Annotated in this window: 23 protein-coding genes; 13 read left to right on the top strand and 10 right to left on the bottom strand. The window is 62.4% G+C overall.

Annotated elements, in window-relative coordinates; all coding sequences use genetic code 11:
• Positions 1 to 177: 177 nt before the first annotated feature.
• The 4 genes from B5G12_RS10945 to B5G12_RS10960 all read right to left on the bottom strand — a co-directional run bounded on the left by B5G12_RS10945 (position 178) and on the right by B5G12_RS10960 (position 3632).
• Positions 178 to 852, bottom strand: coding sequence for a hypothetical protein (locus tag B5G12_RS10945; protein ID WP_087324927.1), 675 nt, complete (start codon positions 850 to 852; stop codon positions 178 to 180).
• 243 nt (positions 853 to 1095) lie between these two features.
• Positions 1096 to 1680 (bottom strand): ABC transporter ATP-binding protein, encoded by a 585-nt coding sequence (locus tag B5G12_RS10950; protein ID WP_087324928.1) that lies wholly within the window; start codon positions 1678 to 1680, stop codon positions 1096 to 1098.
• On the bottom strand, positions 1677 to 2444 hold the full coding sequence (locus tag B5G12_RS10955) for an ABC transporter permease (protein ID WP_087324929.1): 768 nt from the start codon (positions 2442 to 2444) through the stop codon (positions 1677 to 1679). The genes B5G12_RS10950 and B5G12_RS10955 overlap by 4 nt, the downstream gene beginning before the upstream one ends.
• Before the next feature lie 120 nt (positions 2445 to 2564).
• On the bottom strand, positions 2565 to 3632 hold the full coding sequence (locus B5G12_RS10960; protein WP_087324930.1) for an ABC transporter substrate-binding protein: 1068 nt from the start codon (positions 3630 to 3632) through the stop codon (positions 2565 to 2567).
• 208 nt (positions 3633 to 3840) lie between these two features.
• Between B5G12_RS10960 and B5G12_RS10965 the strand changes: the two genes are divergently transcribed.
• Genes B5G12_RS10965 through B5G12_RS10975 form a run of 3 tightly spaced genes read left to right on the top strand, consistent with a single transcriptional unit; the run spans position 3841 to position 6110 of the window.
• Complete coding sequence (locus tag B5G12_RS10965; protein ID WP_087229116.1) at positions 3841 to 4521, top strand: Crp/Fnr family transcriptional regulator; 681 nt, start codon at positions 3841 to 3843, stop codon at positions 4519 to 4521.
• A gap of 27 nt (positions 4522 to 4548) precedes the next feature.
• Positions 4549 to 5526 (top strand): glycosyltransferase family 2 protein, encoded by a 978-nt coding sequence (locus B5G12_RS10970; RefSeq protein ID WP_087229119.1) that lies wholly within the window; start codon positions 4549 to 4551, stop codon positions 5524 to 5526.
• The gene (locus B5G12_RS10975) at positions 5523 to 6110 is read left to right on the top strand and encodes a flavin reductase family protein (RefSeq protein WP_087324931.1); all 588 of its coding nucleotides are present in this window, start codon (positions 5523 to 5525) and stop codon (positions 6108 to 6110) included. Before B5G12_RS10970 ends, B5G12_RS10975 begins: the two co-directional genes overlap by 4 nt.
• Before the next feature lie 150 nt (positions 6111 to 6260).
• Here B5G12_RS10975 and B5G12_RS10980 read toward each other — a convergent pair whose 3' ends face one another.
• The 4 genes from B5G12_RS10980 to B5G12_RS10995 form a co-directional block, all read right to left on the bottom strand.
• Positions 6261 to 7988: a PP2C family protein-serine/threonine phosphatase gene (locus B5G12_RS10980; protein ID WP_087324932.1), complete on the bottom strand. Its 1728-nt coding sequence runs from the start codon at positions 7986 to 7988 to the stop codon at positions 6261 to 6263.
• A gap of 22 nt (positions 7989 to 8010) precedes the next feature.
• Positions 8011 to 9573: a GH3 auxin-responsive promoter family protein gene (locus tag B5G12_RS10985; RefSeq protein WP_087324933.1), complete on the bottom strand. Its 1563-nt coding sequence runs from the start codon at positions 9571 to 9573 to the stop codon at positions 8011 to 8013.
• A 258-nt stretch (positions 9574 to 9831) separates the two neighbouring features.
• Positions 9832 to 10287: a threonine/serine exporter family protein gene (locus B5G12_RS10990; protein ID WP_087324934.1), complete on the bottom strand. Its 456-nt coding sequence runs from the start codon at positions 10285 to 10287 to the stop codon at positions 9832 to 9834.
• Positions 10284 to 11072: a threonine/serine exporter family protein gene (locus tag B5G12_RS10995; protein WP_087324935.1), complete on the bottom strand. Its 789-nt coding sequence runs from the start codon at positions 11070 to 11072 to the stop codon at positions 10284 to 10286. The genes B5G12_RS10990 and B5G12_RS10995 overlap by 4 nt, the downstream gene beginning before the upstream one ends.
• A gap of 518 nt (positions 11073 to 11590) precedes the next feature.
• On the opposite strand from B5G12_RS10995, the gene B5G12_RS11000 reads away from it, so the two are divergent.
• The 10 genes from B5G12_RS11000 to B5G12_RS11045 all read left to right on the top strand — a co-directional run bounded on the left by B5G12_RS11000 (position 11591) and on the right by B5G12_RS11045 (position 21037).
• Positions 11591 to 12463: a MetQ/NlpA family ABC transporter substrate-binding protein gene (locus tag B5G12_RS11000; RefSeq protein WP_087229131.1), complete on the top strand. Its 873-nt coding sequence runs from the start codon at positions 11591 to 11593 to the stop codon at positions 12461 to 12463.
• A 21-nt stretch (positions 12464 to 12484) separates the two neighbouring features.
• On the top strand, positions 12485 to 13498 hold the full coding sequence (locus tag B5G12_RS11005) for a methionine ABC transporter ATP-binding protein (RefSeq protein ID WP_087324936.1): 1014 nt from the start codon (positions 12485 to 12487) through the stop codon (positions 13496 to 13498).
• Positions 13495 to 14151, top strand: coding sequence for a methionine ABC transporter permease (locus B5G12_RS11010; RefSeq protein ID WP_087229137.1), 657 nt, complete (start codon positions 13495 to 13497; stop codon positions 14149 to 14151). Before B5G12_RS11005 ends, B5G12_RS11010 begins: the two co-directional genes overlap by 4 nt.
• Positions 14152 to 14216: 65 nt before the next feature.
• Positions 14217 to 15491, top strand: coding sequence for an O-acetylhomoserine aminocarboxypropyltransferase/cysteine synthase family protein (locus B5G12_RS11015; protein ID WP_087229140.1), 1275 nt, complete (start codon positions 14217 to 14219; stop codon positions 15489 to 15491).
• Between the two features lie 30 nt (positions 15492 to 15521).
• Positions 15522 to 16445, top strand: a complete 924-nt coding sequence (metA, locus tag B5G12_RS11020; protein WP_087229143.1) for a homoserine O-acetyltransferase MetA — start codon at positions 15522 to 15524, stop codon at positions 16443 to 16445.
• Between the two features lie 63 nt (positions 16446 to 16508).
• Positions 16509 to 17552 (top strand): DmpA family aminopeptidase, encoded by a 1044-nt coding sequence (locus B5G12_RS11025; protein ID WP_087229146.1) that lies wholly within the window; start codon positions 16509 to 16511, stop codon positions 17550 to 17552.
• A gap of 21 nt (positions 17553 to 17573) precedes the next feature.
• Positions 17574 to 18149, top strand: coding sequence for a nitroreductase family protein (locus tag B5G12_RS11030; RefSeq protein ID WP_087229149.1), 576 nt, complete (start codon positions 17574 to 17576; stop codon positions 18147 to 18149).
• 335 nt (positions 18150 to 18484) lie between these two features.
• Entirely contained in the window at positions 18485 to 19366 is an 882-nt protein-coding gene (locus B5G12_RS11035; protein WP_242956019.1) for a transporter substrate-binding domain-containing protein, read from the top strand.
• A gap of 194 nt (positions 19367 to 19560) precedes the next feature.
• Positions 19561 to 20271: an amino acid ABC transporter permease gene (locus tag B5G12_RS11040; protein ID WP_087324938.1), complete on the top strand. Its 711-nt coding sequence runs from the start codon at positions 19561 to 19563 to the stop codon at positions 20269 to 20271.
• 13 nt (positions 20272 to 20284) lie between these two features.
• The gene (locus B5G12_RS11045; protein WP_522731438.1) at positions 20285 to 21037 is read left to right on the top strand and encodes an amino acid ABC transporter ATP-binding protein; all 753 of its coding nucleotides are present in this window, start codon (positions 20285 to 20287) and stop codon (positions 21035 to 21037) included.
• Positions 21038 to 21421: 384 nt separating this feature from the next.
• Here B5G12_RS11045 and dnaK read toward each other — a convergent pair whose 3' ends face one another.
• Positions 21422 to 23242 carry a molecular chaperone DnaK gene (dnaK, locus tag B5G12_RS11050; protein ID WP_087324939.1) on the bottom strand — a complete coding sequence of 607 codons (1821 nt, stop codon included), beginning with the start codon at positions 23240 to 23242 and terminating at the stop codon, positions 21422 to 21424.
• A gap of 98 nt (positions 23243 to 23340) precedes the next feature.
• A complete protein-coding gene (locus B5G12_RS11055) occupies positions 23341 to 24435 on the bottom strand; it encodes an SseB family protein (protein WP_158099717.1) in 1095 nt (364 codons plus the stop codon).
• Between the last annotated feature and the right edge of the window lie 250 nt (positions 24436 to 24685).

Genomic DNA, 24685 nt, shown 5'->3' on the forward strand with positions numbered 1-24685 from the left:
GTGACGCAAAAGTTCTTTTGTTTTGGTGCGATCAACAACAGAAGGAATATGGTTCTATTCCTCTTTGCCGCCACATCGGATGGGTGTTTTACCCGAGCGCGCAGGTGGTCTCTGGCACCCGCCCGCCCCTTATATCATCTCCCGGTATGGTGCCCCGGGGGTGTTATAAGTAAAGTTTTAAGCAATCTCAGCGTCGCGGACAATCGACACAGCAACGAAGTTGACAGAGCCACTTCTGTTGGTATTGTATGTTACAGGCACATTCACAACGCTCACAGCAACATCATAGGTATAGTTAACATCGACTAAGGTCTGAAAAACGTCATCTTTCTTAAGAGCCTTAAAGTCGTTTTCCAGCGTATCGAACACAGTATCCAAAACTGTATTCATCGAAATGTCGCCACTTGCAACCCAAACACTTGCAAATGTGTCATCATTCACAGAAGCAGCCCATGTATCCACAGCCGAAACACCACCAACTGCCTCAATCTCATTTGCAAAGTCAGCATCAACAGTACGAATAGTCGGATCGCCCGTATTCCAAGTACCATTAACACCCGCCACATCTCTCAGAATATTTTGAACACTGCTCTGTGCAACATTGTTAAGAACAACCTTTTCCAGAGCCTTCTGATCATCTGCATTGTCAGCGAAAGAGACAATCTTATCACGGTCACTGCTGCTCAGGGCTTTAGCAGCCTTCTCACCCAGCATAGCAGAGTAGCCAGAAGCAGTGCTGGTATTCTCGCTGCTAGAAGAGCCGCTGTTGCTGGTGCCCTCACCGCAAGCGGTGAGCATGCTGACGGCCATGATGCCGGCCAGCGCCAGAGAAGCAATCTTCTTGAGTTTCATAATGAATTTTTCCTCCTTATGGTGTATAAAAGATAGAGACCCAAAACAGGTTCAAAGGAAGGTCCTTTCCTTTGTGTGCCTATCATAACATACCCCCCCCGGTGTCAAGACCCAATTTCAAATTTTTCCATTTTTTCTTTATTTTCTTTAGTTCGCATTCCCTAACTTCGGGCGCAGGGGATTCGGAGGCAGCAAAAAAGCGCACGCTTTCGCGTGCGCTTTTGGCATCGTGGAGGCTCGATCTCACCGGCCGGCCAGCTCATCCAGGCGGAGCACCGGCCAGCCCAAAGCCTGGATGGCGGCGCGGTCATGGGTGGCCAGCAGGGCGGGCGCGCCTGCACAGCGGCGGACCAGCAGATCCGCAGCCTTTTCCATGGCGGCGGGGTCCAGGCCGGTAAAGGGTTCGTCGAACAGGCGGGTGTCCGCTCTGGCCCACAGGGCGCGCAGCAGGGCGGCCCGCCGCTTCTGCCCTCCGGACAGCCGGGACGCAGGCAGGGTCAGGGCCTCCCCTTCCATCCCCAAAAAGGCAAAATCCGCCTGCACGTCCTGCCGCTGCGCCCTGCCGTCGGGCAAAACCAGCAGAACGTTGTCCACCGCCGTCAGCTGGGGGCAGAGGCGGTCCTCCTGAAAGACGGCGGCCACCCGCCCCACCCCGTCGGCCCGTCCGCTGTCGGGCTGTTCCAGCCCCATCAGGATCCGCAGCAGGGTGGTTTTGCCCCAGCCGCTGGGTGCCCACAGCACTGCAGGCCCGTCGATCGTAAAACGCAGCTGCCGGAACAGCAGATGTTCCCCAAAGGCTTTGGTCAGATTTTCTACACGCAGGCTCATGGCTGTTCCTCCCCACAGACCCGGCGCACCGCCACGCCCAGCAGGGCCAGGAACCCCTTTTCAAAAGCGGCGGACAGGCATATGATGACAAAGGTCCAGGCAAACAGTTCCCCGGTGGAAAGGGTGATCTTGGCCCTATACAGCGCATCCCCGATGCTGCCGTCGGGCAGACCGATCACTTCGGCGGCCACGCCGCTTTTCCAGCACAGGCCCAGGGCGGTGCGGCACCCCTCCCGGAAGGCGGGCAGCACGGCGGGCAGCCAGATGGCCCGCAGCCTGCGGCCCCAGGGCAGCCGGAACACCCGGGCCATCTCCAGCAGCTGGGCATCCGCACTGGCCATGCCGGTGCGCAGGGCGCTGTACAGGACCGGCACCGCCATCAGGAAACTGATCAGGATGCTCAGTTCCCGGCCCCGCACCCACACCAGGGCCAGGATCACAAAGCTGGCCACCGGGGTGGCCTTGACCAGCTGGATGATGGGCTCCAGCAGCACCTCCACGGCACCGGACAGCCGGGCGGCCACCGCCAGAGCCGCGCTGCACAGGCACCCCAGTCCAAACCCCAGCAGGATGCGCCCGCTGCTGAAGGCCACCCGTCCCCAGAACGCCCCTGTGGGCAGCAGCCCCACCAGGGTGGACAGGGCCCGTACCGGGGACACCAGGAACACCTCCTGCCCTACCGCCGCCGCGGCCCACTGCCACAGCGCCAGCCAGAAGGCCACCGCAGCCAGCCGGGCCAGCCAGGATCTCTTTTTCGTTTTCACCCCAGCACCTCCTTTTCCAGTGCAGTATAAACCAAAAGGCCCGCCCGTGTAAAGCAAAAATCCGGCCCGGACGCAGGGCGCATCCAGGCCGGATGGGATTTGCCGGGGTTCAGGCCGGTCTCAGCCCAGCCAGTAGAAACCCTGGTCGGGCATGGCGCCGCCCACCGAGGCGGGGTCAGCGTCGCAGAGCACCTGCAGGTAGCCCTCCACATCGGCCCGCATCTCGTCGCCGGTGATGCAGACGATGTTGCAGGCAGGCAGGGCCGCCTTGGCGATGGCCGCCTTGGCTACCACGCCCTGCTCCTCACAGAGGGCGGCGGTGCCGTCCAGGTCGTTGTTGGCGGCGTCTACGCTGGCCGCGTATTCCTCCAGGAAGGCCGCGACCACATCGGGGTGCTCCTGCGCAAACGCAGTGCGCACCACCGTCACGCCGGTGATCAGCTGGGTGTCGCACACCTTGTCCCACTCCTCTGTCAGGTCCAGAGCCACCCGCAGGGTATCGTCCTGCATCGAGGCGCTGGTGACATAGGGCTGGGGCAGCACCGCGACGGCGTCCTCCGCCACCGCCATCTGGGCGGTCACTTCGGTGGCCTCGCTGTAAAATTCGATGGTCACATCCGTGTCAGGGTCCAGGCCGTTCTGCTCCAGCAGGTAGCGCAGCACATATTCAGGGGTGGTGCCTTTGCCGGTGGACAGGATGGTGCGCCCGGCCAGGTCAGCCACCGAGTGGATGGTATCGCCCTTTTCCACCACATACAGCACCCCCAGGGTGTTGACCGCCATCACCTGGATGGCGCCCTCGGTCTTTTGGTAGAGGGTGGCGGCCAGGTTGGCGGGGATGGCCGCCATATCCAGTTCACCCTTGGTCAGCAGCGGGACGATCTCGTCGGCGGCGCCGTAGAGCTGCAGGTCATAGTCCAGAGCGGCTGTGCCCGCCTCCTTCATGGGCAGCAGATTGACAAGGCCCATGGTGGTGGGGCCCTTCAGGCCGGCGATGCGCACCGTCTGGGCCGTCAGCGGCTGGGCCGCCTGGCTGGATGCGGCCTCCGGGGAAACCGCCTGGCTGGACGGGGCCGGCGCGGCCTGGCTGGACGCCGCACCGGAAGACACCGCGCCGGAAGATCCGCCGCAGGCGGCCAGGCCCAGCAGCATGGCCGCAGAAAGCAACAGGGAAACGATTCTTTTCATGATCTGGTTCCTTCTTTCCTTGGGACGGCCGGCACGACGGGACGCGCCGGAAGCCCGGGGATTTTTACAATTTTCAAAAAATGCACAAAACCATTTGCTTTGCAGCCATCATTCTACTATAATAAGAAGGAAATTACCGTTGCACACGCAACAGAAAGCCTGCAAGCGCCTTCCATCCGGGGGCAGGCACGGCTGGTGGGAAAAGCCTATGCAAAACGAACTGACCCTTTTACAATCGACCCCGCTGTTCAGCGGGCTGGAGGCCGAGGCCCTGACCGGGCTGCTGGCCCAGATCGGCGCGGTACGCCGCAGCTACAACCGGGGCGCCGTACTGGTGCAGGCCGGCGTGCCCAACCACTGCGTGGGGGTGATCCTGTCGGGATGGATCGAGGCGGCGCGCCTGGCCCCCGACGGCAGCCGCCTGCCCATCACCCAGATGGGCCCCGGCGGGATCTACGGAGACGTGCTGGGTGGCTCCAGCCTGTGCAGCCCTGTCACCGTCATCGCGCGGGCCCCCTGTGAGGTGCTGCTGATCCCCTACCAGCGGCTGCTGCACCCCGACGGCAGCGCCGCCCAGCAGCTGGTGCTGCAAAACCTGGTGCGCACCATCAGCGACAAATATTTCATGCTGGCCCGCCGGGTGGATCTGCTGCTGCTGCGCAGCCTGCGGGCCAAGGTCTCGTCCTACCTGCTCAGTGAAGCCGAGCGGGCGGGGCAGCTGACCTTCCGCATCCCCTTCACCCGGGCCCAGCTGGCGGACTACCTCAACTGCGACCGCAGCGCCCTCAGCCGGGAACTGGGCCGGATGCAGCGGGAGGGCCTTCTGGACACCTACCGCAGCAGCTTCAAGCTGCGGGACCCCGACGGGCTGCGCAAGCTGTCGCAGTGAACCTGCACGAAAAGGAGAATATCTGTCATGAGCGGAAAACCGATCCTCTGGATCATCATTCCTTGTTACAACGAAGAAGAAGTGCTTCCCATCACCGCGCCGCAGTTTCTGCACAAGATCCTGGATCTGACGGCGCAGGGCCTCATCAGCGACAAAAGCCGGGTCTGCTTTGTGAACGACGGCTCCAGAGACCGCACCTGGCAGCTGATCTGCCAGTTCGCGCAGCAGGACCCCCACTACATCGGCATCAGCCAAAGCCGCAACCGGGGCCACCAGAACGCCGTGCTGGCCGGGCTGATGGAGGCCAAAGACCAGTGCGATGTGACCATCTCCATCGACTGCGACGGTCAGGACGACATCAACGCCATGGACGAGATGGTGCGCAAATACCTGGCCGGGGCCGAGGTGGTGTATGGGGTGCGCAGCCGCCGGGATACCGATACCTTTTTCAAGCGGTTCACCGCCGAGGGCTTCTACCACCTGATGAACCTGCTGGGCGCAGACATCGTGTTCAACCACGCCGACTACCGGCTGATCAGCGCCCGGGTGCTGGAGCACTTTGCGGATTACCACGAAGTGAATATCTTTTTGCGCGGGATGGTGCCGCTGGCGGGCTTCCCCAGTGAGACGGTGGCCTACGAGCGCCATGAGCGCCTGGCCGGGGAAAGCCACTATCCCCTGTCCAAAATGCTGGGCCTGGCGTTCGACGGCATCACCAGCCTGTCCAACAAACCCATCCGGCTGATCACCGGGGTGGGGCTGCTGTTCAGCATCCTGAGCTTCATCGGGGTGGTCTGGGCGGTGGTGCTGGGGGTGCTGGGCAGCACGGTGGCCGGCTGGGCCAGCACCATCTGCATCGTCTGTCTGATGGGCGGCATCCAGCTGGTGTGCCTGGGCGTGATCGGAGAATACATCGGCAAGATCTATATGGAGACCAAAGCCCGGCCCCGCTATATCATCAGCGAGCGCACCTGGCAGCCCTATGAAAGGAAGTATCACGGATGAGCAAACAGAGCTGGAAGGGCGCGGCCCTTCTCAACCCGGTCCCCCCGGTGCTGGTGTCCTGCGGCAGCATCGAAAAGCCCAACCTGATCACAGTGGGCTGGGCGGGCACCATCTGCACCCGGCCCGCCATGGTGTCGGTGAGCATCCGGCCCGAGCGGTACAGCTACGGCCTGATCAAAGACAGCGGCGTCTTTGCGGTCAACCTGCCCACCGAAGGGCTGGTGCGGGCGGTGGACTGGTGCGGGGTCAAGAGCGGCCGGGATGTGGACAAGTTCGCCGCCCTGGGCCTCCATGCCGAGCCGGGGACCGTCCATCCCGATTGCCCCATCCTGGCCGAAAGCCCTCTGGCCCTCGAGTGCCGGGTGACCCAGACCATCCCCCTGGGCAGCCACGAGCTGTTCCTGGCGGTGGTGGAAGGGGTGTGCGTGGACGAGAGCCTGCTGGACAGCGAGGGCAAGCTCCGGCTGGACCGGGCCGGCCTGATCGCCTACAACCACGGAGAATACCGGGCTTTGGGCAAGCGCCTCGGCACCTTTGGCTATTCGGTGCGCAAAAAGCGCTCCGCCCACCCCAAAAAGCGATAAGACCACTTATCATGCAAAAAGCAAAAGCCGGCAGGGACCTGCCGGCTTTTGTTTTGGACGATGGGATTATTTTCCTGCATTTTTGCCCCCTTGCCAACCTTCCATTGCCGCACGGGCGCCTGCCGAAGCGATCCGAACTGCCCCGGATCCTCACACAAAATCGCAGGACCCAGTTGTAAATCCTTCTGCCCCGGGCTGCTGTGCCGGCGGGTCTGTTATGGTGAGGGCAAGCATGGTTATGTCATCAAACTGCGGGGCGCTGCCCACGAAGTAGTCTATCGCACCGCGCACGTTCCACAGCAATTGCTGGCCGGTGCTGTCCGGGCATACATTCAGCGCTTCCAGCATACGGTCAGCGCCAAACAAAACGTTGTCCCCATTGGTAGCCTCAGGCACGCCGTCCGTATAGACGAACAAAGCGTCGCCTGCCGACAGCTGCAGCTCATACTCCTTATACCGCATATTTTCCATACCAGCCAGCACAAATCCATGCCGGTCCTGATACAGGGCAAACCGTCCATCTTTCCTGCGAATGGCCGGAAACTCATGACCCGCATTTGCACAAATCATCCGACCGGAGGAGATTTCCAGGATGCCCAGCCATACCGTAACGAACATCTCGGCGTCATTGTTTTCGCAGAGTTGGTTGTTGACTTTTTCCAGTACCTCTTTGGGAGACAAGCCCGACTGTGCCGCGTTCTTGATCAGCGTCTTGGAAATCATCATAAAGAGGGCCGCCGGTACTCCTTTGCCGGATACATCCGCTATCACCAGAGCAAGATGATCCTTGTCCACCAGGAAAAAGTCATAGAAATCGCCGCCCACTTCTTTGGCCGGGTCCATCGAGGCATAGATGTCAAATTCTTCCCGCTCCGGGAAAGCGGGAAAGACCCGAGGCAGCATATCCGACTGGATCTTGGCCGCAACGTTGAGCTCGGCGCTTACCCGCTCTTTTTCTGCGGTGATACGGGTCAGGTCATCGATATACCGGTTCAGGTCGGTTTCCATCTTGAGCACACTGGCAGCCAGAGTCTGTATCTCGTCCTTTGTCCGCACCTGTTCCAGCTCTGTGCTGAGTCGGGTGTGATCCTCTGCAAATTGCGCCGTTGCTCGGGTGACAGCCTCCACCGGGCGCACCACCCTGCGATACAGATAGACCATATAGAGCAACACAAATGTCAGGGTGATGACTACAGTCGTCAGGATGGAGGCAATCATGTACCGGGCCAGACGTGCATTCAGGGTAGCCATCGGCATCTCGACCGCTACGATGGCCAGCACCGACCCGTCCTCATCCAGCAGCGGCAGGATCGCCGACGTATTGTAGCCGTATTCCCCTTTTGAAAAGAAATAGTTGTCCACCCGCTGGCCGGTGGTACCGATCCGATACAGATCCTCGATGAATTCCGGCTTAAAGCTGCCCCTGTCCCCTATACGATAAGACAATGAGGCGTTGTCGTTGTTGTCGAAAATGTACAGCAGAGGTTCCCAGTTTTCCCGGGTGCCGTTATAAGACAGCAGTTCTTCCTCATCCAGGACAAAGACCATGATGTCACTGGCTCCCATAGCCACCTGCAAGTCGTTCATCTGCCTGCTGGCCTGCTGGTATGCACCGCTCTCGCTTACCGCAGCGATCTCCGCCTCCGTCACCGTTCCATCATGGTACCCCGTCACCAGCTGCACATAACGGTGCAGATCCTCACCGCTCACATAAGATGCCGCCACCTCCGCGGTGCTGTACGCCTGCGCGCTGTATTGGCTGCGGATCGAATCCCGGTACTGGAAATATCCCACTACGCACGTGGAGAAGCAGATCAGCGCTCCCAAAAGGACACAGCCCAAAAAGAAGCGCAGGCTCAGTTTGGATACACGTTTCATGGCGTCCTTTCCCTACCTCCTCCTATTTGCCGACTTTACGGACAAGATCCGCCGTCTGTTCCTGGCTCAGAAACAGATGGGGCTTGCTGTGTGCATTTCCTTTCGCGCTCTGCGCCAAAAAGCCGCCGATCTCCCCCTTGTGCAGCAGGTAGACGCGGGGGGCCGCCAGCAGACCCAGACGGCGCACATCTTCATAATCGGGCGCCTGCTGCGCCAAAGCTTTGTCAAAACGATCTGCAAAGCCGGGACGCGGCTGACCCTCCGCCTCAGCAAACAGGCAATAGCTGCACGGATAACGGCTGCTGTCAATGCCAAGCGAACAATCCAAAACCTGCAGCCCCTGCTCTTTGGCCCAGAGAGCCACCGCAGCGCGGGCCGTGGCATCATCCAGTTTTTCACCCGCAACATTCAGCATATAACCTCTGCGGCCCAGCAGATGGAACACCGGAGACTGGCCGTTCCAGCCCACGATCTCCAAAAGGTCTTGGGAGCGATAGCGGTACAGACCCGAAAAGGTGGTCAGGACCAGTTCGTAGCGGCGCCCCACTTCCAGCTCCTGCTCCAGGCAGAGCTTGCCATCCTCTCTCATAAACTCATAGAAAGCACTGCGGGGCAGCAGAGTAAAATCCTCGCTGTCGAGGCGGGTGGGGATCCCGGGCAGGCATTCCGACAGGCCATAAGAATAGTATTCAAGAGGCAGGCTTCCCGTGTAGCGCTTCAATGCCTCGATCTGCAAGGTGAACGCCTTGCTTCCATTGCCAACCACGACCCGCAGCTCGGGCCACAGACGGCGAGCGATGGGTGTGCCGAATCCGCCAGCAAGGATCTTTTCCAGTTCCTCCAGCCGCTCCGGGCTTACGGGATGGCACAGCAGTCGCTGACGCACCCAGGACTCCAGAGGCACGGAGAACGTACCGCTGCGCATATCGTCCAGCAGCATACGCCAGTTTTCTTCCAGATAGCTGAACAGGATCAGTACATCGTACAAAAAGATGGACTGTATGCTCACTAGATCCCGACAGCCCAGAGCCAGCCACAGTTTCACATAGGCCACCTGATCGATTTGACCGCAGAACAGCAGATCTTCCCCTCCCAGATAGGTGCTGACGTCCAGATATCCCGCTTCCCGCAGGAACGTATAATAGGCCGAGGACATGAGCATCCGGCCATTCACAGCCGGGCGGAAAATGCTGGTATGCAGGTGAGGCCCCTGGCGTCCTCCCACCAGATAATAGATCATGTCATGCAAATATGGACCATATCGCTCCATCGAGACATGGGAGATGGGGATCTCTTTCTGTTTGCCGGTGGTCCCGGATGTGGTAAGGGTGCAGCAGATGGGCAGAGCCGTATACCGCTCAGGATGGGCGGAAAGATCCGGATAGTCGCTGTATTCCGTAACAGGTACTGCGGCCCGGTAGTCCTCTACGCTCTTCAGTTGCGCAAAGTGATGCCGGCGGCCATAATCCGTATCTGCATTGCTGCGCAGAATGCTGTATAAGTTCTCCTCATTGACCATCCTGGCGCGGTCGCAATCCTGTAAAAGCTGCTGGATCGCGTGGTTCTGGATTTCCCGTTCTGTCATCGTCTGTTCCTTTCTGGGCCAAAGCCATTCCGTAAAATAACGCGCTGTTTCTATTCATTATACGTTTGGTTTTTTTCAGCGTCAACTTGGCCCAAAAAGGCGAAACATCTATATATCGTTTCTTTTTTCAAAAAAGCCCGTCATTTTCGCGCAAACAGGAGGATTCTTCCGCAAACAGGATACCTCTGCGCCCTCAGGTCCAAACCAAATCGATCCTTTATCCCACGATATCCTTTTGCTGACAGCCTGCATCCCCTTTCATTTATCCTTCCGGGCTTTGGGGCCGGGCAGAGGCAGGCCCAGCACCAGGGAGATGCCGATGGCCAGGGCTGCGGCGATCTTAACGGTGTCGGCGGCGCTGGCCGCCATCTGGAGGTTGTCGTTCTGGATGAAGTAATAGGCCGTGTAGTAGATGCCGGCACCGGGCACCAGGGGGAAGATGCCGCACAGCAAAAACACCGTCACCGGGGCTTTGAGGGTGATGGCAAAGATGCGAGCCAGCAGCGTCAGGGGGATGGCCGCCAGCAGGTTGGCGGTGACCGCCCCGATCCCCAGCATGACGGCCAGCTCATAGGTCAGCCAGCCCACCGCGCCGGTGGCGGCGCAGGCCAGGTAGCATTTGCGGGGGATGCCGAACAGGATGCCAAAGCACAAAGTGCCCACCCCGCCCAGGAACAGCTGCCGCACCAGCTCCAACACTTGTTGCGCCGTCATACGACCACCACCCCTGTCAGCATGGTATAAGCCCGCAGCACAAGGCCGGTGCCGCAGGCCAGGCACGCGGCCACCAGCACCGCGTCGATCATCCGGATGGTGCCCGAGAGATAGTCCCCTTTCACAAAGTCCCGGATGGACATGGTAAAGGCCACGCCGGGGGTCAGGATCATCAGCGCGCCGATGGCCGCATGGTTGACGCTGGCCCCCAGCGCCCCGCACACCGCGATGCACACCAGAGTGATCAGCCCCGACCCCGTCAGTTTGAGGAACAGCGCCGGCAGCCGCCGGCAGGTCCATAAGTAAAGGCTGACCAGGCAGCCCCCAGCAGCGGCGGCCGCAGCTTCCCCCAGCCCTCCGCCGAACATCAGCGCAAAGGCCGCCGATCCCACGGTGCCGCTGAGCACCTGGGCCTTGACGTTGGGGAAGGGGATCCGCCGCGCGGCCACCAGGCGCCGCTCGGCTTCGTCCAGGCCCACCTGCCCTGCCGCCAGCTCCCGGGACAGCTCATTGACGGCGGCCACCCGCCCCAGGTGTGTGGTGCGCTGGGGCACATTGCGCACCTCGCTGATCTCGGCGGTGCCGGCGCTGGCAAAGATGCCGTTGGTCAGCACATAGACGTGGAACTCCCGCAGGTGCAGGCTGCGGGCCATGATCTGCATGGTCTGCTCGGCCCGGAACACCTCCGCCCCGTTCTCCAGCAGGGTCTGCCCTGCCGCCATAATAAAATCCATGATCCGGCGGCGCTCCTCGCCGTCGGGATAAAGCTGAATGGGCTGCGCCATACGCTCCTCCTATCGTTTTGCGGGGGCGCATAGCTCCCCTCGCGTCGTCTGCCTATACTTTACCACGAAGGCCGCCGCATCTCAAGGGCAGGAGTTGGCAAAAAAGATTTGCTTTTGCCTGTTGACAAAACAGCCCGACGCGGCTACAATAAAAACGATATCATAAAATTGGCTGTGAAGAGAAGAGTAGGCCTTCGCATTGACCTCTACCAGAGAGCCTGGACGGTGAGAGCAGGCGGGGAACAGGGGGCTGAAAATGGTCTCGGAGCCGCGCGGGCGAGGGGCAAGAGCGCCAAGCCTGCGACGGGTGCGCCCGTTACAGCGTCCGGCTGTCGCGCCATGGGTCCGCCCTGCCGCCGCAGCATCGAGGCCGTACCCCGCAAGGGGGCGGTAAACCAAGGTGGTACCACGGAAGCATTCTGCTCCCGTCCTTGCAGGTTTTTTAGACCTGTGGGGACGGGAGTTTTTCTTTTCCGCCCCGGCCCATCATCCAACTTTATGAAAAGAGGAGTTTCATCATGTCCAAGATCACTCGCCGCAATTTCCTGAAAGTCACCGGCGCGGCTGCCGCAGCCGCCGCCCTGGCCGCCTGTGGCGCAGGCGGCTCCGCCAACGGCACCCAGTTCCACATCGCAGTGCCCAACGACACCACCAACGAGGCCCGCGCCCTGCGGCTGCTGGAGAAGAACGGCTTCTTCACCCTCAGCGAGGACGCCGGCATCACCGCCACCAAAAACGACATCGTGGAGAACCCCTACAACGTGGTGATCGACGAGGTGGAGGCCGCCCAGGTGCCCAATGTGCTGCAGGATGAGGACTACGCCGTCATCAACTCCAACTACGCCATCCCCGCCGGACTGGACCCCATGACCCAGGCGCTGGCCATGGAGGACGGCACCTCCGACTACGTCAACGTGCTGGTGTGCAAGGAGGGCAACCAGGAGCTGCCCCTCATCAAGGCTCTGGCCGCCGCCCTGCAGAGCCAGCAGGTGAAGGACTATATGGCCGAGCAGTACAAGGGCGCCGTGGTGTCGGTGGTGGAAAACCCCACCGACGGCTACGATCCCACCGTGGACTACGAGGCCCTGAACGGCCAGACCATCAGCTGCGCCGCCACCCCCGCCCCCCACTGCGAAGTGCTGGAGGTGTGCGTGCCCATCCTGGAGGCTAAGGGCATCACCCTGGATATCCAGGAGTTTGATGACTATATCATCCCCAACACGGTGGTGGAGGACGGCCAGGTGGACACCAACTACTTCCAGCACCAGCCCTACCTGGACGACTTCAATGAGCAGAACGGCACCCACCTGGTGACGGTGGCAGGCATCCATGTGGAGCCCATGGGCATCTACGGGGGCAAGCAGACCAGCCTGGACGCCATCTTTGGCTGATAACGCGAAGGAGCACTTGTCGTGATTGAGATCAAGCATCTGTCCAAGACCTTCCAGATGAAGGACGGCGCCGTGGAGGCGCTGCAGGATATCGACCTGACCATCCCCGACGGGATGATCTACGGCATCATCGGTATGTCGGGGGCGGGCAAAAGCACCCTGGTGCGCTGCATCAACCTGTTGGAGCGGCCCACCCAGGGCTCGGTGGTGATCGACGGCACCGCGATGGAATCCCTGACCCCTGCCCAGCTGCGCCAGCGCCGCCAGAAGATCGCCATGATCTTCCAGCAGTTCAACCTCCTGATGCAGCGCACCTGCCTGAAAAACGTCTGTTTCCCCATGGAGCTGGCCGGCATCAAAAAGGCCGATGCCGAAAAGCGCGCGCGGGAGCTGCTGCAGACGGTGGGCCTGCCCGACAAGGCAGAGGCCTACCCCGCCCAGCTCTCGGGCGGCCAGCGCCAGCGGGTGGCCATCGCCCGGGCCCTGGCCACCGACCCCAAGGTGCTGCTGTGCGACGAAGCCACCAGCGCCCTGGACCCCGACACCACCCGCTCCATCCTGACCCTGATCCGCCAGATCAACCAGAAACTGGGCATCACGGTGGTGGTGATCACCCACCAGATGAGCGTGGTGGAGGCCATCTGTGACCGTGTGGCCATCCTGGACCACGGCCGCGTGGTGGAAGAAGGGTCGGTGCAGGAGATCTTTGCCCGGCCCAAGACCCCGGCGGCCCGCCGTCTGGTGGCGCCCGGCGGGGGCAAGGCCTCCCGGGAGCTGGCTTCCTTTGCGCCCGACGACCATGTGGTGCGCCTGACCTTCAACGGCTCCTCCACCGAGAAGCCCCTGGTGGCCAGCCTGGCCGCCGATACCGGCATCCTGGTCAGCGTGCTCAGCGCCGATACCCGCGACCTGAACGCCCAGTGCTTTGGCAGTATGCTGCTGCGTCTGCCCCGGGACGTGGAGGCGGCCCGCCAGGCCGTTGCCTATATGAAAGCCCAGCCCGGTGTGACTGTTGAGGAGGTGTCCGGCCTGTGACCGTCTATGATTTCGCTTTTGCCGTGTGGGAGACCTTTTATATCACGGTGCTCTCCACCGCGTTTGCCCTGGTGCTGGGGCTGCCTTTGGGCGTGCTTCTGGTGGCCGGGGACAAGGACGGCGTTCTGCCTCTGCCCGGCTGGCTGATGCACGGGCTGAACATCGTCATCAACATCCTGCGCAGCATCCCCTTCCTGATCCTGATGATCTGCGTGTTCCCCCTCTCCCGGCTGATCATCGGCACCACCGTGGGCACCAACGCTACCATCGTGCCCCTGGTGGTGGCCTCCTTCCCCTTTGTGGCCCGTCTGGTGGAGACCAGCCTGCGGGAGCTGGACGCCGGCGTCATCGAGGCGGCCCAGAGCATGGGGGCCACCCCCTTCCAGATCATCACCAAGGTGATGATCCCCGAAAGCCTGCCCGGCCTTGTCTCCAGCATGACCACCGCCCTGACCACCATCCTGGGCTATTCGGCCATGTCGGGCGCCATCGGCGGCGGCGGCCTGGGCAAGATCGCCATTTCCTACGGCTACTACCGCTACCAGGCCGACATCATGCTGATCGCCGTGGTGCTGCTGATCGTGCTGGTGCAGCTGTTCCAGACCGTAGGCACCGCCCTGGCCAACCACAGCGACAAGCGCCTGAAAAAATAACCATCCGTTTATAACGTCGTCTATAAAACGATCCGACAAGATTTGTCACGAAAGGAGTCTTTGCCATGAACCGCGATACCATCTGCGTGCAGGGGGGCTACACCCCCGGCAACGGCGAGCCGCGCCAGATCCCCATCATCCAGTCCACCACCTTCAAATACGACACCAGCGAGGATATGGGCAAGCTGTTCGACCTGGAAGCCGACGGCTACTTCTATTCCCGGCTGCAGAACCCCACCTGTGACGCGGTGGCCCGCAAGATCGCCGCTCTGGAGGGGGGCACCGCCGCCATGCTGACTTCCAGCGGGCAGGCGGCCAACTTCTTCGCCCTGTTCAACATCTGCCAGTGCGGGGATCACATCGTCTCCTCCTCCACCATCTACGGCGGCACCTTCAACCTGATCTCGGTCACCATGGCCAAAATGGGGATCGATGTGACCTTCGTGTCCCCCACCTGCACCGAGGAAGAGCTGGACGCCGCCTTCCGTCCCAACACCAAGGCCGTGTTCGGCGAGACCATCGCCAACCCCGCCCTGACCGTGCTGGACATCGAAAAGTTTGCCCATGCCGCCCATGCGCACGGGGTACCCCTGATCGTGGACAACACCTTCCCCACCCCGGTCAACTGCCAGCCCATTGCGTGGGGCGCCGACATCGTCACCCACTCCACCACCAAGTATATGGACGGCCACGGCGCAGCGGTGGGCGGCGCCATCGTGGACAGCGGCAAGTTTGACTGGATGGCTCACGCCGACAAATTCCCCGGCCTGTGCACCCCCGACGAGAGCTACCACGGCATCACCTACGCCGAGCGGTTCGGCCGGGAGGGCGCTTTCATCACCAAGGCGACCGCCCAGCTGATGCGGGACTTTGGCTGCTGCCAGTCCCCCCAGTCGGCCTTCATCCTCAACCTGGGCCTGGAGAGCCTGCACGTGCGGATGGCCCGTCACTGCGAGAACGCCCTGGCGGTGGCCCGCTTCCTGGAACAGCACCCCAAAGTGGCCTATGTGGACTACTGCGGGCTGGAGTCCAGCCCCTACTATCCCCTGGCCCAGAAGTACCTGCCCCATGGCAGCTGCGGCGTGGTGTCCTTCGGGCTGGCAGGGGGCCGCGAGGCAGCCAGCACCTTCATGAAGTCCCTGCGGCTGGCCGCCATCGAGACCCATGTGGCCGATGCGCGCACCTGCTGCCTGAATCCCGCTTCCAGCACCCACCGGCAGATGAACGATGAGCAGCTGAAGGCCGCCGGCGTCCCCGCCGAGCTGGTGCGGATGAGCTGCGGCCTGGAGGCCAGCGAAGACCTGATCGCCGACATCGCCCAGGCTCTGGACAAGGTCTGAGCCTCCAGCCCGCACAAAGGAGGCTGCGCCATGCCCCTGATCATCCCCAAATCCCTGCCGGCCTACCAGGCCCTGTATGCCGAAAATATCTTTGTCATGCACCGGGAGCGGGCCCTTTCCCAGCACATCCGGCCGCTGGAGATCGCCATCCTCAACCTGATGCCCACCAAGATCGCCACCGAGACCCAGATCGCGCGGCTGCTGGCCAACAGTCCCCTGCAGGTCCACATGACCCTGCTGCAAACGGCCAGCCACTCCGCCACCCATGTCTCCCCCGCCCATCTGGAGGCCTTTTACAAGACCTTTGACGAGGTGCGGGGCCGGCGGTTCGACGGCATGATCATCACCGGCGCGCCGGTGGAGACCATCCCCTTCGAGCAGGTGGACTACTGGCCCGAGCTGTGCGAGATCATGGAGTACAGCAAGACCAACGTCTATTCCACTCTGCATGTGTGCTGGGGGGCCCAGGCGGCCCTCTACCACCACTACGGCGTGCGCAAGGAGCTTTTGCCCCAAAAGATGTTCGGCATCTTCCCCCACCGGGTGCTGCGCCCCGCAAATCCCCTGGTGCGCGGCTTTGACGAGGTGTTCTACGCGCCCCACAGCCGCCACACCGGCATCTGCGTGGCCGATGTACAGGCCCGGCCCGAACTGCGGGTCCTGGCTGCCAGCGACCAGGCCGGCCCCTACCTGCTGAGCACCGAGAACGGGCGGCAGATCTTTGTCACCGGCCACCCCGAATACGACAAGCTGACACTGGACACCGAATACCGCCGGGATCTGGCCAAGGGCCTGCCCATCGCGGTGCCCCAAAACTACTATCCCGGCGACGATCCCAGCCAGAGCCCCCTGTTCCGCTGGCGGGCCCATGCCCACCTGCTCTACTCCAACTGGCTGAACTACTACGTCTACCAGAACACACCCTACGACCTGGACACCATGGACAGCGTCTGAAAACAGCCCGGCTTCCCGACCGCCCTGTTGGGGCCGGGCCTGCTTTGTGCAGGAGGTACTTTTATGGGTATAGAAGCCCGTTGGGGGTTCCGTGTGGGCACCATGCCCCATGGCCCCCGCAACAAGATCAGCGACGTGCCGGGGGTGACGGTGGGTCACTGCACCCTGGCACAGGGGGAGGTGCAGACCGGCGTCACCGCCCTGCTGCCCCACCCCGGGGACACCTTCCACCAAAAGGTAGCGGCGGCCAGCTGCGTCATCAACGGCTTTGGCAAGACCATCGGCCTGGTACAGATCGACGAGCTGGGCACCCTCGAGACCCCCATCCTGTTCACCAACACCCTCAGCGTGGGCACCGCGGCCACCGCCCTGGTGCGGTATATGCTGGAGCGCTGCCCCGACATCTGCGAGAGCACCGGCAGCGTCAACCCGGTGGTGTGCGAGTGCAACGACAGCGGCCTGAACGATATCCGGGGCCTGCACGTCACCGAGGCTGACGCCCTGGCCGCCCTGGCTGACTGCCGGGCCGACTTTGCCGAGGGCGCCGTGGGCGCCGGCCGCGGGATGCGTTGCCACGGGCTGAAGGGGGGCATCGGCTCCTCCTCCCGGGTGGTGGAGCTGGACGGCCAGTCCTTCCATCTGGGGGCGCTGGTCCTCTCCAACCATGCCCGCTTTGACGACCTCATCCTGGCGGGAGTGCCCATCGCCCAGCGTCTGGGCCAGCTGCCCCAGGTGGCGCCCCACCAGGACAAGGGCTCCATCATCACGGTGCTGGCCACCGACATCCCCCTCACCTGCCGCCAGCTGGGCCGGGTGGCCCGCCGGGCCATCGTGGGCCTGAGCCGCACCGGTTCCTACTGCGGCAACGGCAGCGGCGAGATCGTCATCGCCTTTTCCACGGCCAACAAGATCCCCCACTACCCCCAGCAGAGCCTGCTCAGCCTGCAGGCGGTGGGGGAAACCAAGATCGACCTGCTGTTCCGGGCGGCGGCCGAGTGCGTGGAGGAGAGCGTGCTTTCTTCCCTGCTCCACGCCGAGACTGTCACCGGCCGGGGCGGCCTGACCGTCCGCAGCCTGGCGGACCTGTTGCAGGAAGCCGGGCACTGAATTTGTGAAAGGAGACCCATTATGGACATCATGCAGCTTCTCGCCACCCGCCGCACCTACCGCCGGTTCGATCCAAAACCGGTGCCTGCCGACGTGATCCACGATATGGTGGAGGCGGTGCGGCTGTCCTCCTGCGGGGCCAACCGCCAGGCCGTGCGGCTGGTCATCGTGGCCCGGCCCGAGGATGTGGCCCGGGTGCAGCCCCTGGTCAAGTGGGCGGCCTACCTGCCTGCCGAACAGGGCGTCCCGGCACCCGGCCAGCAGCCCACCCTTTTTGTGGCGGTGGTGCAGGACACCACCATCCCCGGCGACCTGGATACCGACACCGGCATCGCCCTGGCCAACCTGACCCTGGCCGCCTGGGCCAAAGGGGTGGGCAGCTGCATCATGGGCGCCATCGACCGGCCCCGCCTGGCACAGCTGCTGGGTCTGGCCGAGACCGAAAAACTGCACTCGATGGTGGCCCTGGGCTACCCGGCCCACGCCAGCCATGTGGTCCCCATGACCGAGAGCACCGGCATCAAGTACTACCTGGACGAGAACCGGGATTACTGTGTGCCCAAGCGCAGTGCAGAGGAGATCGCACGGTATCTGTGAGCGCAGCTCGGCTTGGCTGTCCCGTATATGTCCCGTCCATCCGCACGCGTCGGTCGGACGGGACTTTTTTGACCGTTGACCGACCGGCCCGGCATCGCTGCCGCAGGTCATGCACTGCATATATTCGCAGTTTTTGGTCGAACTTTGCATAAGTTATCTCAAATCGGTTTCAATTCTTCCTCTTTTCTGCACAAGGCTTGACATTTGATTTTGTAAAAACTATACTACAAATTGTTGCCGGGAAGATGCCCGGTGTTGTCGCCGCATCGTCTGTTTGCGGCCTGCGGGCCCGGTGCCCGTCTTATGCTTTAGGATAACAAGAGGAGTGTATGAATATGAAGAAGATCTCTCGCCGCAGTTTCCTGCTGGCCGCAGGTATGTCCGCCGCCCTGGTGCTGACCGCTTGCTCCAGCACCAGCTCTTCCACCGCTTCCAGCACCGCCAGCTCTGCTGCGTCTGCTGCATCCGGCGCCGCTTCCGCTTCCACCCAGGCCATCCAGAGCCTGGAGGATCTGGCCGGCAAGACCGTTGGCGTCCAGCTGGGCACCACCGGCGACCTGCTGATGAGCGAGGAAGTGGGCGAAGGCGAGGACAAGCTGGGCATCGCCGGCGTGGAGCAGTACAACAAGGCCGCCGACGCCGTGCAGGCCCTGCTGACCAACAAGATCGACGCCGTGTGCATCGACGACCAGGTGGCCAAGAACTTTGTGGCTGCCAACCCCGATGAGCTGACCACCCTGGACACCGCTTTCGCCGAAGAGAGCTACGCCATCGCCGTCAGCAAGGACAACGCTGACCTGACCGAGCAGCTGAACGGCGCCATCGCCGAGCTGAAAGAGGACGGCACCCTGGACGCCATCCTGGACAAGTACATCGCCAAGGTGGAGGGCGCCGAGGGCTATGTCTCCCCCGAGGGCACCGAGTACCCCAACGGTACCCTGGTGATGGCCACCAACGCCACCTTTGATCCCTATGAGTACATCGAGAACGGTGAGATCGTGGGCATCGACGCCGAGTTTGCCAAGGCTCTGTGCGACAAGCTGGGCTATGACCTGCACATCGAGGATATGGAGTTCGACTCCATCATCGCGGCTGTCAACAGCGGCAAGGCCGACTTCGGCATGGCCGGCATGACCGTCACCCCCGAGCGTCAGGAGCAGATCGACTTCACCGATACCTACTGCACCGCCGCCCAGTCCATCATCGTGCTGAAGTAAGCAGCCGGACGATCTGCGGCTTAAAAAGAGAAAAAACTCTTTACAAACTGCGGTTTTTGTGGTTTTATAAGAGATGCAGTGGACAGAGCCCAGGTGCGAATCCCGGCTCTGTCCCTTCTCTTTATGTATATATGCATAAAAATTCAAAAAATATGCATATTCACCCCTGTCCGCCCCGCCAAGGAGGGAAGTTCATGGCATTTTTCCAAAACCTATGGGAGGAACTTTCCAGCGAGTTCATCTCCACCTTCATCGAGGAGCAGCGCTACCTGCTCTTCCTGAATGGCCTGAAAACCACCCTGATCGTTGCCTTTGCGGCAGCGGCCCTGGGCGTGGTGCTGGGCTTTATCATCGCGTACATCCGTACCACCCATGACCAGACCGGCCACCTGCGCATCCTGAACGGCGTGTGCAAGCTGTATCTGACTGTCATCCGCGGCACCCCCACCATGATCCAGCTGCTGATCATGTACTTTGTCATCTTCGGCTCGGTGAACATCGGCAAGGTGCCGGTGGCCATCCTGGCCTTTGGCATCAACAGCGGCGCCTATGTGGCCGAGATCTTCCGCAGCGGCATCATGAGCCTGCCTCCGGGACAGATGGAGGCCGCCCGCAGCCTGGGCCTGAACTACACCCAGGCCACCTGGAAGATCATCCTGCCCCAGGCGGTCAAGAACGTGCTGCCCGCTTTGGGCAACGAGCTGATCGTCCTGCTGAAGGAGACCTCCATCAGCGGCTATATCGCCCTGCAGGACCTGACCAAGGCCGGCGACATCGTCCGCAGCCGCACATACAGCACCTTCTTCCCCTACATCTCGGTGGCTCTGATCTACCTGGTGATGGTGCTGTTCCTGGAGAAGCTGCTCAACCACATGGAAGGGAGGCTGGCCCGCAGTGACCGGTAAATCGACCGAAAAGATCATCGAAGTACGCGACCTGAAAAAGACCTACGGCGGCGAGAAAAAGCGCGGCTACAAGGGCCTGACCCCCACCCTGGACGTGCTGAAAGGCATTGACATCGACATCTACCGGGGCGACGTGGTCTGCCTGATCGGCCCCTCGGGCTGCGGCAAATCCACCTTCCTGCGGTGCCTCAACCGGCTGGAAAAGCCCACCGGCGGCTCCATCAAGTTTGAGGGGGTGGAGGTGGACGAGGCCCACATCGACAAGCTCCGCCAGAAGATGGGGATGGTGTTCCAGCACTTCAATCTTTTCCCCCACATGACGGTGAAAGAGAACCTGTGCATGGCCCCCACCCTGCTCAACCTCAAGACCAAGGAGGAGGCCGCCAAACGGGCCGACGAGCTTCTGGCCCGGGTGGGCCTGTCGGACAAGGCTTCGGCCTACCCCGCCAGCCTGTCGGGCGGCCAGCAGCAGCGCATTGCCATTGCACGGGCCCTGGCCATGGACCCCGATGTCATCCTGTTCGACGAGCCCACCAGCGCCCTGGACCCCGAAATGGTGGGCGAGGTGCTGGCCCTGATGAAAGAGCTGGCCCACACCGGCATCACCATGCTGGTGGTCACCCACGAGATGGGCTTTGCCCGGGAGGTGTCCAACCGGGTCATCTTCATCGACGAGGGCGTCATCCAGGAGGACGAGCCGCCCCAGGAGCTGTTCGAGAACCCCAAGAACCCCCGTCTGAAAGCATTCCTCTCCAAAATGCTGTAACAAGGTCAAAGCCCCGGCGTTCCTGTGCGTGTTGCACAAGAGCGCCGGGGCTTTTTGGTTCATTTGCTGCACAGGTATTTGATGCAGGCCAGGATAACGGCCAGGTAGCAGCCGCAGCGCAGCAGGTTCATGACGACGGTCAGGACCACGCTGGCCCCGACCATGATGGTGGGTGACATCGCGTTTCACCTCCTCCCTGCCCTCTCCGTCCTGCCGCCTCTCCTGCGCGCGGGAATGGGACGGCAGACTCCTTCGTCCGGCCGGCGGGTTGGCCCGGCGTGTTTTATTTAGTATAGCATACTTCTAAAGCATAAAGCAACCGGTCGGCAAAAATGCCCGGCCGCCTGTTTGAACAGGCGCCGGGCCTTCTTTTGGGCTGGACGTTCACAGACTCTCGCCGGAGCCTGCATCGCCCTCGCCGGTCTGCTGGGTGTAGAGGATCATCAGATGGCTGGCGCTGGCCTCCAGGGTCTCCTTGGCCTGGCGCAGGGCAGCTTCCTCGTTGTCGTTCATCTTTTCGGGGTGGTCCTTGCGGATGCAGCGGCGGAGGTTGGAAAGGTCGGTCTTGACGCGGTTCTTTTCCTCCTTGTCGATCTCCTTTTTGCACTTGGAGAGGGCCTCGTCCACCTTGTAGGCCAGGATCTCAGCCTGGTTGTGGAGTTCCAGACGGCCCTTGCGGCGGCTGTCCTCGGCCTCGTAGGCGGCCGCGTCGGCCATGGCCCGCTGGATCTCGCTCTCGGAGAGGTTGGTGGAGCCGGTGATGGTGATGTTCTGCTCCCGGCCGGTGCCCAGGTCTTTGGCCGAGACCTTCACCACGCCGTTGACGTCGATGTCAAAGGTGACCTCGATCTGGGGCTTGGAGGAAAAGCCCGCCCGGATGCCTCCCAGCTTGAACTTGCCCAGGGACTTGTTGTCCTTGGCAAAGCGGCGCTCTCCCTGCAGGACGTTGATCTCCACCGAGGTCTGCATGGGCCGCGCCGTGGTAAAGATCTGGCTCTTGCGGGTGGGGATCATGCTGTTGCGGGTGATGAGGGGGGTGGCGACCCCGCCCAGTGTCTCGATGGACAGGGTCAGGGGGGTGACATCCATCAGCACCAGGCCCTGGGCTGCCGCGCCGGTGGCGCCGGCCAGCTTGCCGCCTCCCTGCAAAAGGCCGCCCTGGATGGCCGCGCCCATGGCCACACACTCGTCGGGGTTGAGGGTGTGGCTGGGCTCCTGGCCCAGCAGCTCCTTGACCTGGCGGGCCACCGCGGGCATCCGTGTGCTGCCGCCCACCAGCAGCACCCGTCCCAGGTCGGCGGCCGAAAGGCCCGCATCCCGCAGGGCGTTGTTCACCGGCTCCACCGTCCGGGCCAGCAGGTCAGCGGTCATCATCTCGAACTGGGGCCGGGTCAGGGTGGCGTCGATGTGGTGGGGGCCGTCCCGGCCCACCGCGATAAAGGGCAGGTTGATCTGGGCCGAAGGGGCGCTGGACAGCTCTTTCTTGGCCTTTTCGGCCTCCTCTTTCAGACGGCCCATGGCGGCGGGATCCTTTGTCAGGTCGATGCGGTCGCTCTTTTTGAACTCCTGCACCAGCCAGTCCACGATCCGGCCGTCAAAGTCATCGCCGCCCAGCCGGGTATCGCCGCCGGTGGCCAGCACCGTAAAGGTGCCGTCCTCGATCTCGATGATGGAGACGTCGAAGGTGCCGCCGCCCAGATCGTAGACCAGGATCTTCTGGGGCGCCTCGTTGTCCAGACCATAGGCCACGGCGGCGGCGGTGGGCTCGTTGATGATCCGCAGCACGTTCAGCCCCGCGATGCGGCCTGCATCCTGGGTGGCCTTGCGCTGGCTGTCGTCAAAGTAGGCGGGCACCGTGATCACCGCCTCGGACACCTTCTCGCCCAGATAGCTCTCGGCGTCCCGCCGCAGCTTGGACAGGATCATGGCGCTGATCTCCTGAGGGGTCAGGTCTTTGCCGTCGATCCGGACCCGGTAGTCGCTGCCCATCCGGCGCTTGATGCTTGATATGGTGCGGCCCGCATTGGTGGCCAGCTGGCGCTTGGCCGCGCCGCCCACCAGACGCTCGCCGTCCTTGGTGAAAGCCACTACCGAGGGGGTGGTGCGCTCTCCTTCCGCGTTGGTGATGACCACCGGCTTTCCCCCTTCCACCACCGCCACACAGGAGTTGGTGGTGCCAAGATCGATCCCGATCACTTTGCCCATATGTGCAATCCTCTCTTTTTCTTCCTGGGCCGCAGGCTGCGCCCGCAGCGCCCGATCAAATATCCTGTTCTATTGTACCGTAGGATTGTGGCTGTTTTTCAGCTGAAATGTAAAGAATCTGTGTTCGCCTGCTCGGCCAGGCGGGCCAGCATCTCCTGCAGGCCGGCCGCTCCGGCGTACATCTTGCGGATGTACCGCTCCATGGCCTGTGCGGCGGCGTGCAGCTCCCGGCAGGCGTCGGGGTCTTTTTCTTCCCGGCAGAGCATATGCAGCCCGTGCACCGCTTCGGCCAGCAGACAGCCGGTGCGCTCCAGGTCCACCCCGCACTCCTCCGACTGGGCCAGGCGCAGGCAGACCACCGGCCATGTGGTGATATCCAGTTCCAGCTCGGCCATGGACCGGGCCTTGCGGTAAGCCATCAGGGCCTTGCCCGGGTCGGCGGGGATGCGGGCCGTCCCTGCGCCGTACCGGTCCCCCAGGGCGATCTGGGCCAGCACGTCCCCTGCGGCGGCGGCCTTTTTCCACAGGGTCATGGCCCTGCGCCGGTTCCGGGGGCCGCCCAGGCCCCGGTCGCAGCAGTTTGCCAAACGGCGCACCCCCTCGGTGCAGCCTGCCGCGGCAGCTTCCTCAAACAGGGCACGGGCCGCTTCCCACTGGCCCTGGGCCGCCAGCTGCACCCCCTGGCGCACCTGGGCTTCCCCGGGGCTGTCCTCGGGGTTGGGGGCCCGCAGCAGCCCTTTCAGCAGACCCTTTTCCAGAGAGGCCGAACGGCCCCACGGGTTGACCACCAGTCCGGTCAGGTCCTGACGGGCCAGGGTCTCCTCCATCACCTGCTCCAGGGGCAGTTCCGCCATGGGCAGTCCCAGGGTGGCGGGGTTGGCGTCCGCTTCCTCGGGCCGGGTGAACACCGGCAGCATCTTGATCTTTTTGGGGGTGGTCAGGGTCCAGTAGGACAGGCCCCGGGCCTTCTCGGGCGGGATGGGGTCCTGGGCCCAGCTGAACTCTCCCTGCGGCTTTGCGCCCGACAGCTGCACCGGCACCAGCACCCGGGTCTGCATCTGCAAAGCGTAATTCAGCCCCCGCACCAGACCCCAGAACCGGGTCTCCCGGTGTTCATCGTCGGACTCGTACAGCCGCCGGATGGCCAGTTCCACCGCCGGGCATCCGGTGAACACCGGGCTGTATTGCAGCATCGACGCTGCCCCCTTCCTGTTTCGTTTGACCGGCCTGTACCGGATATGCTTCTTTCCGCTTGCCATCCCTTGGGTGACCTCCTGCCTGTATTTGTTCCAGTATAGCAGGATTTTCCCGTTTTCTCAACAGGGTGGGGCGAGCGCCGGCGGACCTTTGTCCCCTCTTTGGCCAAAAACCTCAGAAAATGCGGTCCTGTGCGGTGACATTTGGCGCCCGCCGCGGTATAATAGAGCAGTATCATAAAGTGCG

The organism is Faecalibacterium sp. An58, assembly GCF_002161515.1.
Lineage (GTDB): Bacteria > Bacillota > Clostridia > Oscillospirales > Ruminococcaceae > Faecalibacterium > Faecalibacterium avium.

Excerpts from the sequence above, each read along its gene's own strand:
- B5G12_RS10945 (WP_087324927.1), bottom strand. The coding sequence starts at position 852 with ATGAAACTCAAGAAGATTGCTTCTCTGGCGCTGGCCGGCATCATGGCC.
- B5G12_RS10950 (WP_087324928.1), bottom strand. The coding sequence starts at position 1,680 with ATGAGCCTGCGTGTAGAAAATCTGACCAAAGCCTTTGGGGAACATCTG.
- B5G12_RS10960 (WP_087324930.1), bottom strand. The coding sequence starts at position 3,632 with ATGAAAAGAATCGTTTCCCTGTTGCTTTCTGCGGCCATGCTGCTGGGC.
- B5G12_RS10965 (WP_087229116.1), top strand. The coding sequence starts at position 3,841 with ATGCAAAACGAACTGACCCTTTTACAATCGACCCCGCTGTTCAGCGGG.
- B5G12_RS10970 (WP_087229119.1), top strand. The coding sequence starts at position 4,549 with ATGAGCGGAAAACCGATCCTCTGGATCATCATTCCTTGTTACAACGAA.
- B5G12_RS10975 (WP_087324931.1), top strand. The coding sequence starts at position 5,523 with ATGAGCAAACAGAGCTGGAAGGGCGCGGCCCTTCTCAACCCGGTCCCC.
- B5G12_RS10980 (WP_087324932.1), bottom strand. The coding sequence starts at position 7,988 with ATGAAACGTGTATCCAAACTGAGCCTGCGCTTCTTTTTGGGCTGTGTC.
- B5G12_RS10985 (WP_087324933.1), bottom strand. The coding sequence starts at position 9,573 with ATGACAGAACGGGAAATCCAGAACCACGCGATCCAGCAGCTTTTACAG.
- B5G12_RS10990 (WP_087324934.1), bottom strand. The coding sequence starts at position 10,287 with ATGACGGCGCAACAAGTGTTGGAGCTGGTGCGGCAGCTGTTCCTGGGC.
- B5G12_RS10995 (WP_087324935.1), bottom strand. The coding sequence starts at position 11,072 with ATGGCGCAGCCCATTCAGCTTTATCCCGACGGCGAGGAGCGCCGCCGG.
- B5G12_RS11000 (WP_087229131.1), top strand. The coding sequence starts at position 11,591 with ATGTCCAAGATCACTCGCCGCAATTTCCTGAAAGTCACCGGCGCGGCT.
- B5G12_RS11015 (WP_087229140.1), top strand. The coding sequence starts at position 14,217 with ATGAACCGCGATACCATCTGCGTGCAGGGGGGCTACACCCCCGGCAAC.
- metA (WP_087229143.1), top strand. The coding sequence starts at position 15,522 with ATGCCCCTGATCATCCCCAAATCCCTGCCGGCCTACCAGGCCCTGTAT.
- B5G12_RS11025 (WP_087229146.1), top strand. The coding sequence starts at position 16,509 with ATGGGTATAGAAGCCCGTTGGGGGTTCCGTGTGGGCACCATGCCCCAT.
- B5G12_RS11030 (WP_087229149.1), top strand. The coding sequence starts at position 17,574 with ATGGACATCATGCAGCTTCTCGCCACCCGCCGCACCTACCGCCGGTTC.
- B5G12_RS11035 (WP_242956019.1), top strand. The coding sequence starts at position 18,485 with ATGAAGAAGATCTCTCGCCGCAGTTTCCTGCTGGCCGCAGGTATGTCC.
- B5G12_RS11040 (WP_087324938.1), top strand. The coding sequence starts at position 19,561 with ATGGCATTTTTCCAAAACCTATGGGAGGAACTTTCCAGCGAGTTCATC.
- dnaK (WP_087324939.1), bottom strand. The coding sequence starts at position 23,242 with ATGGGCAAAGTGATCGGGATCGATCTTGGCACCACCAACTCCTGTGTG.
- B5G12_RS11055 (WP_158099717.1), bottom strand. The coding sequence starts at position 24,435 with ATGCTGCAATACAGCCCGGTGTTCACCGGATGCCCGGCGGTGGAACTG.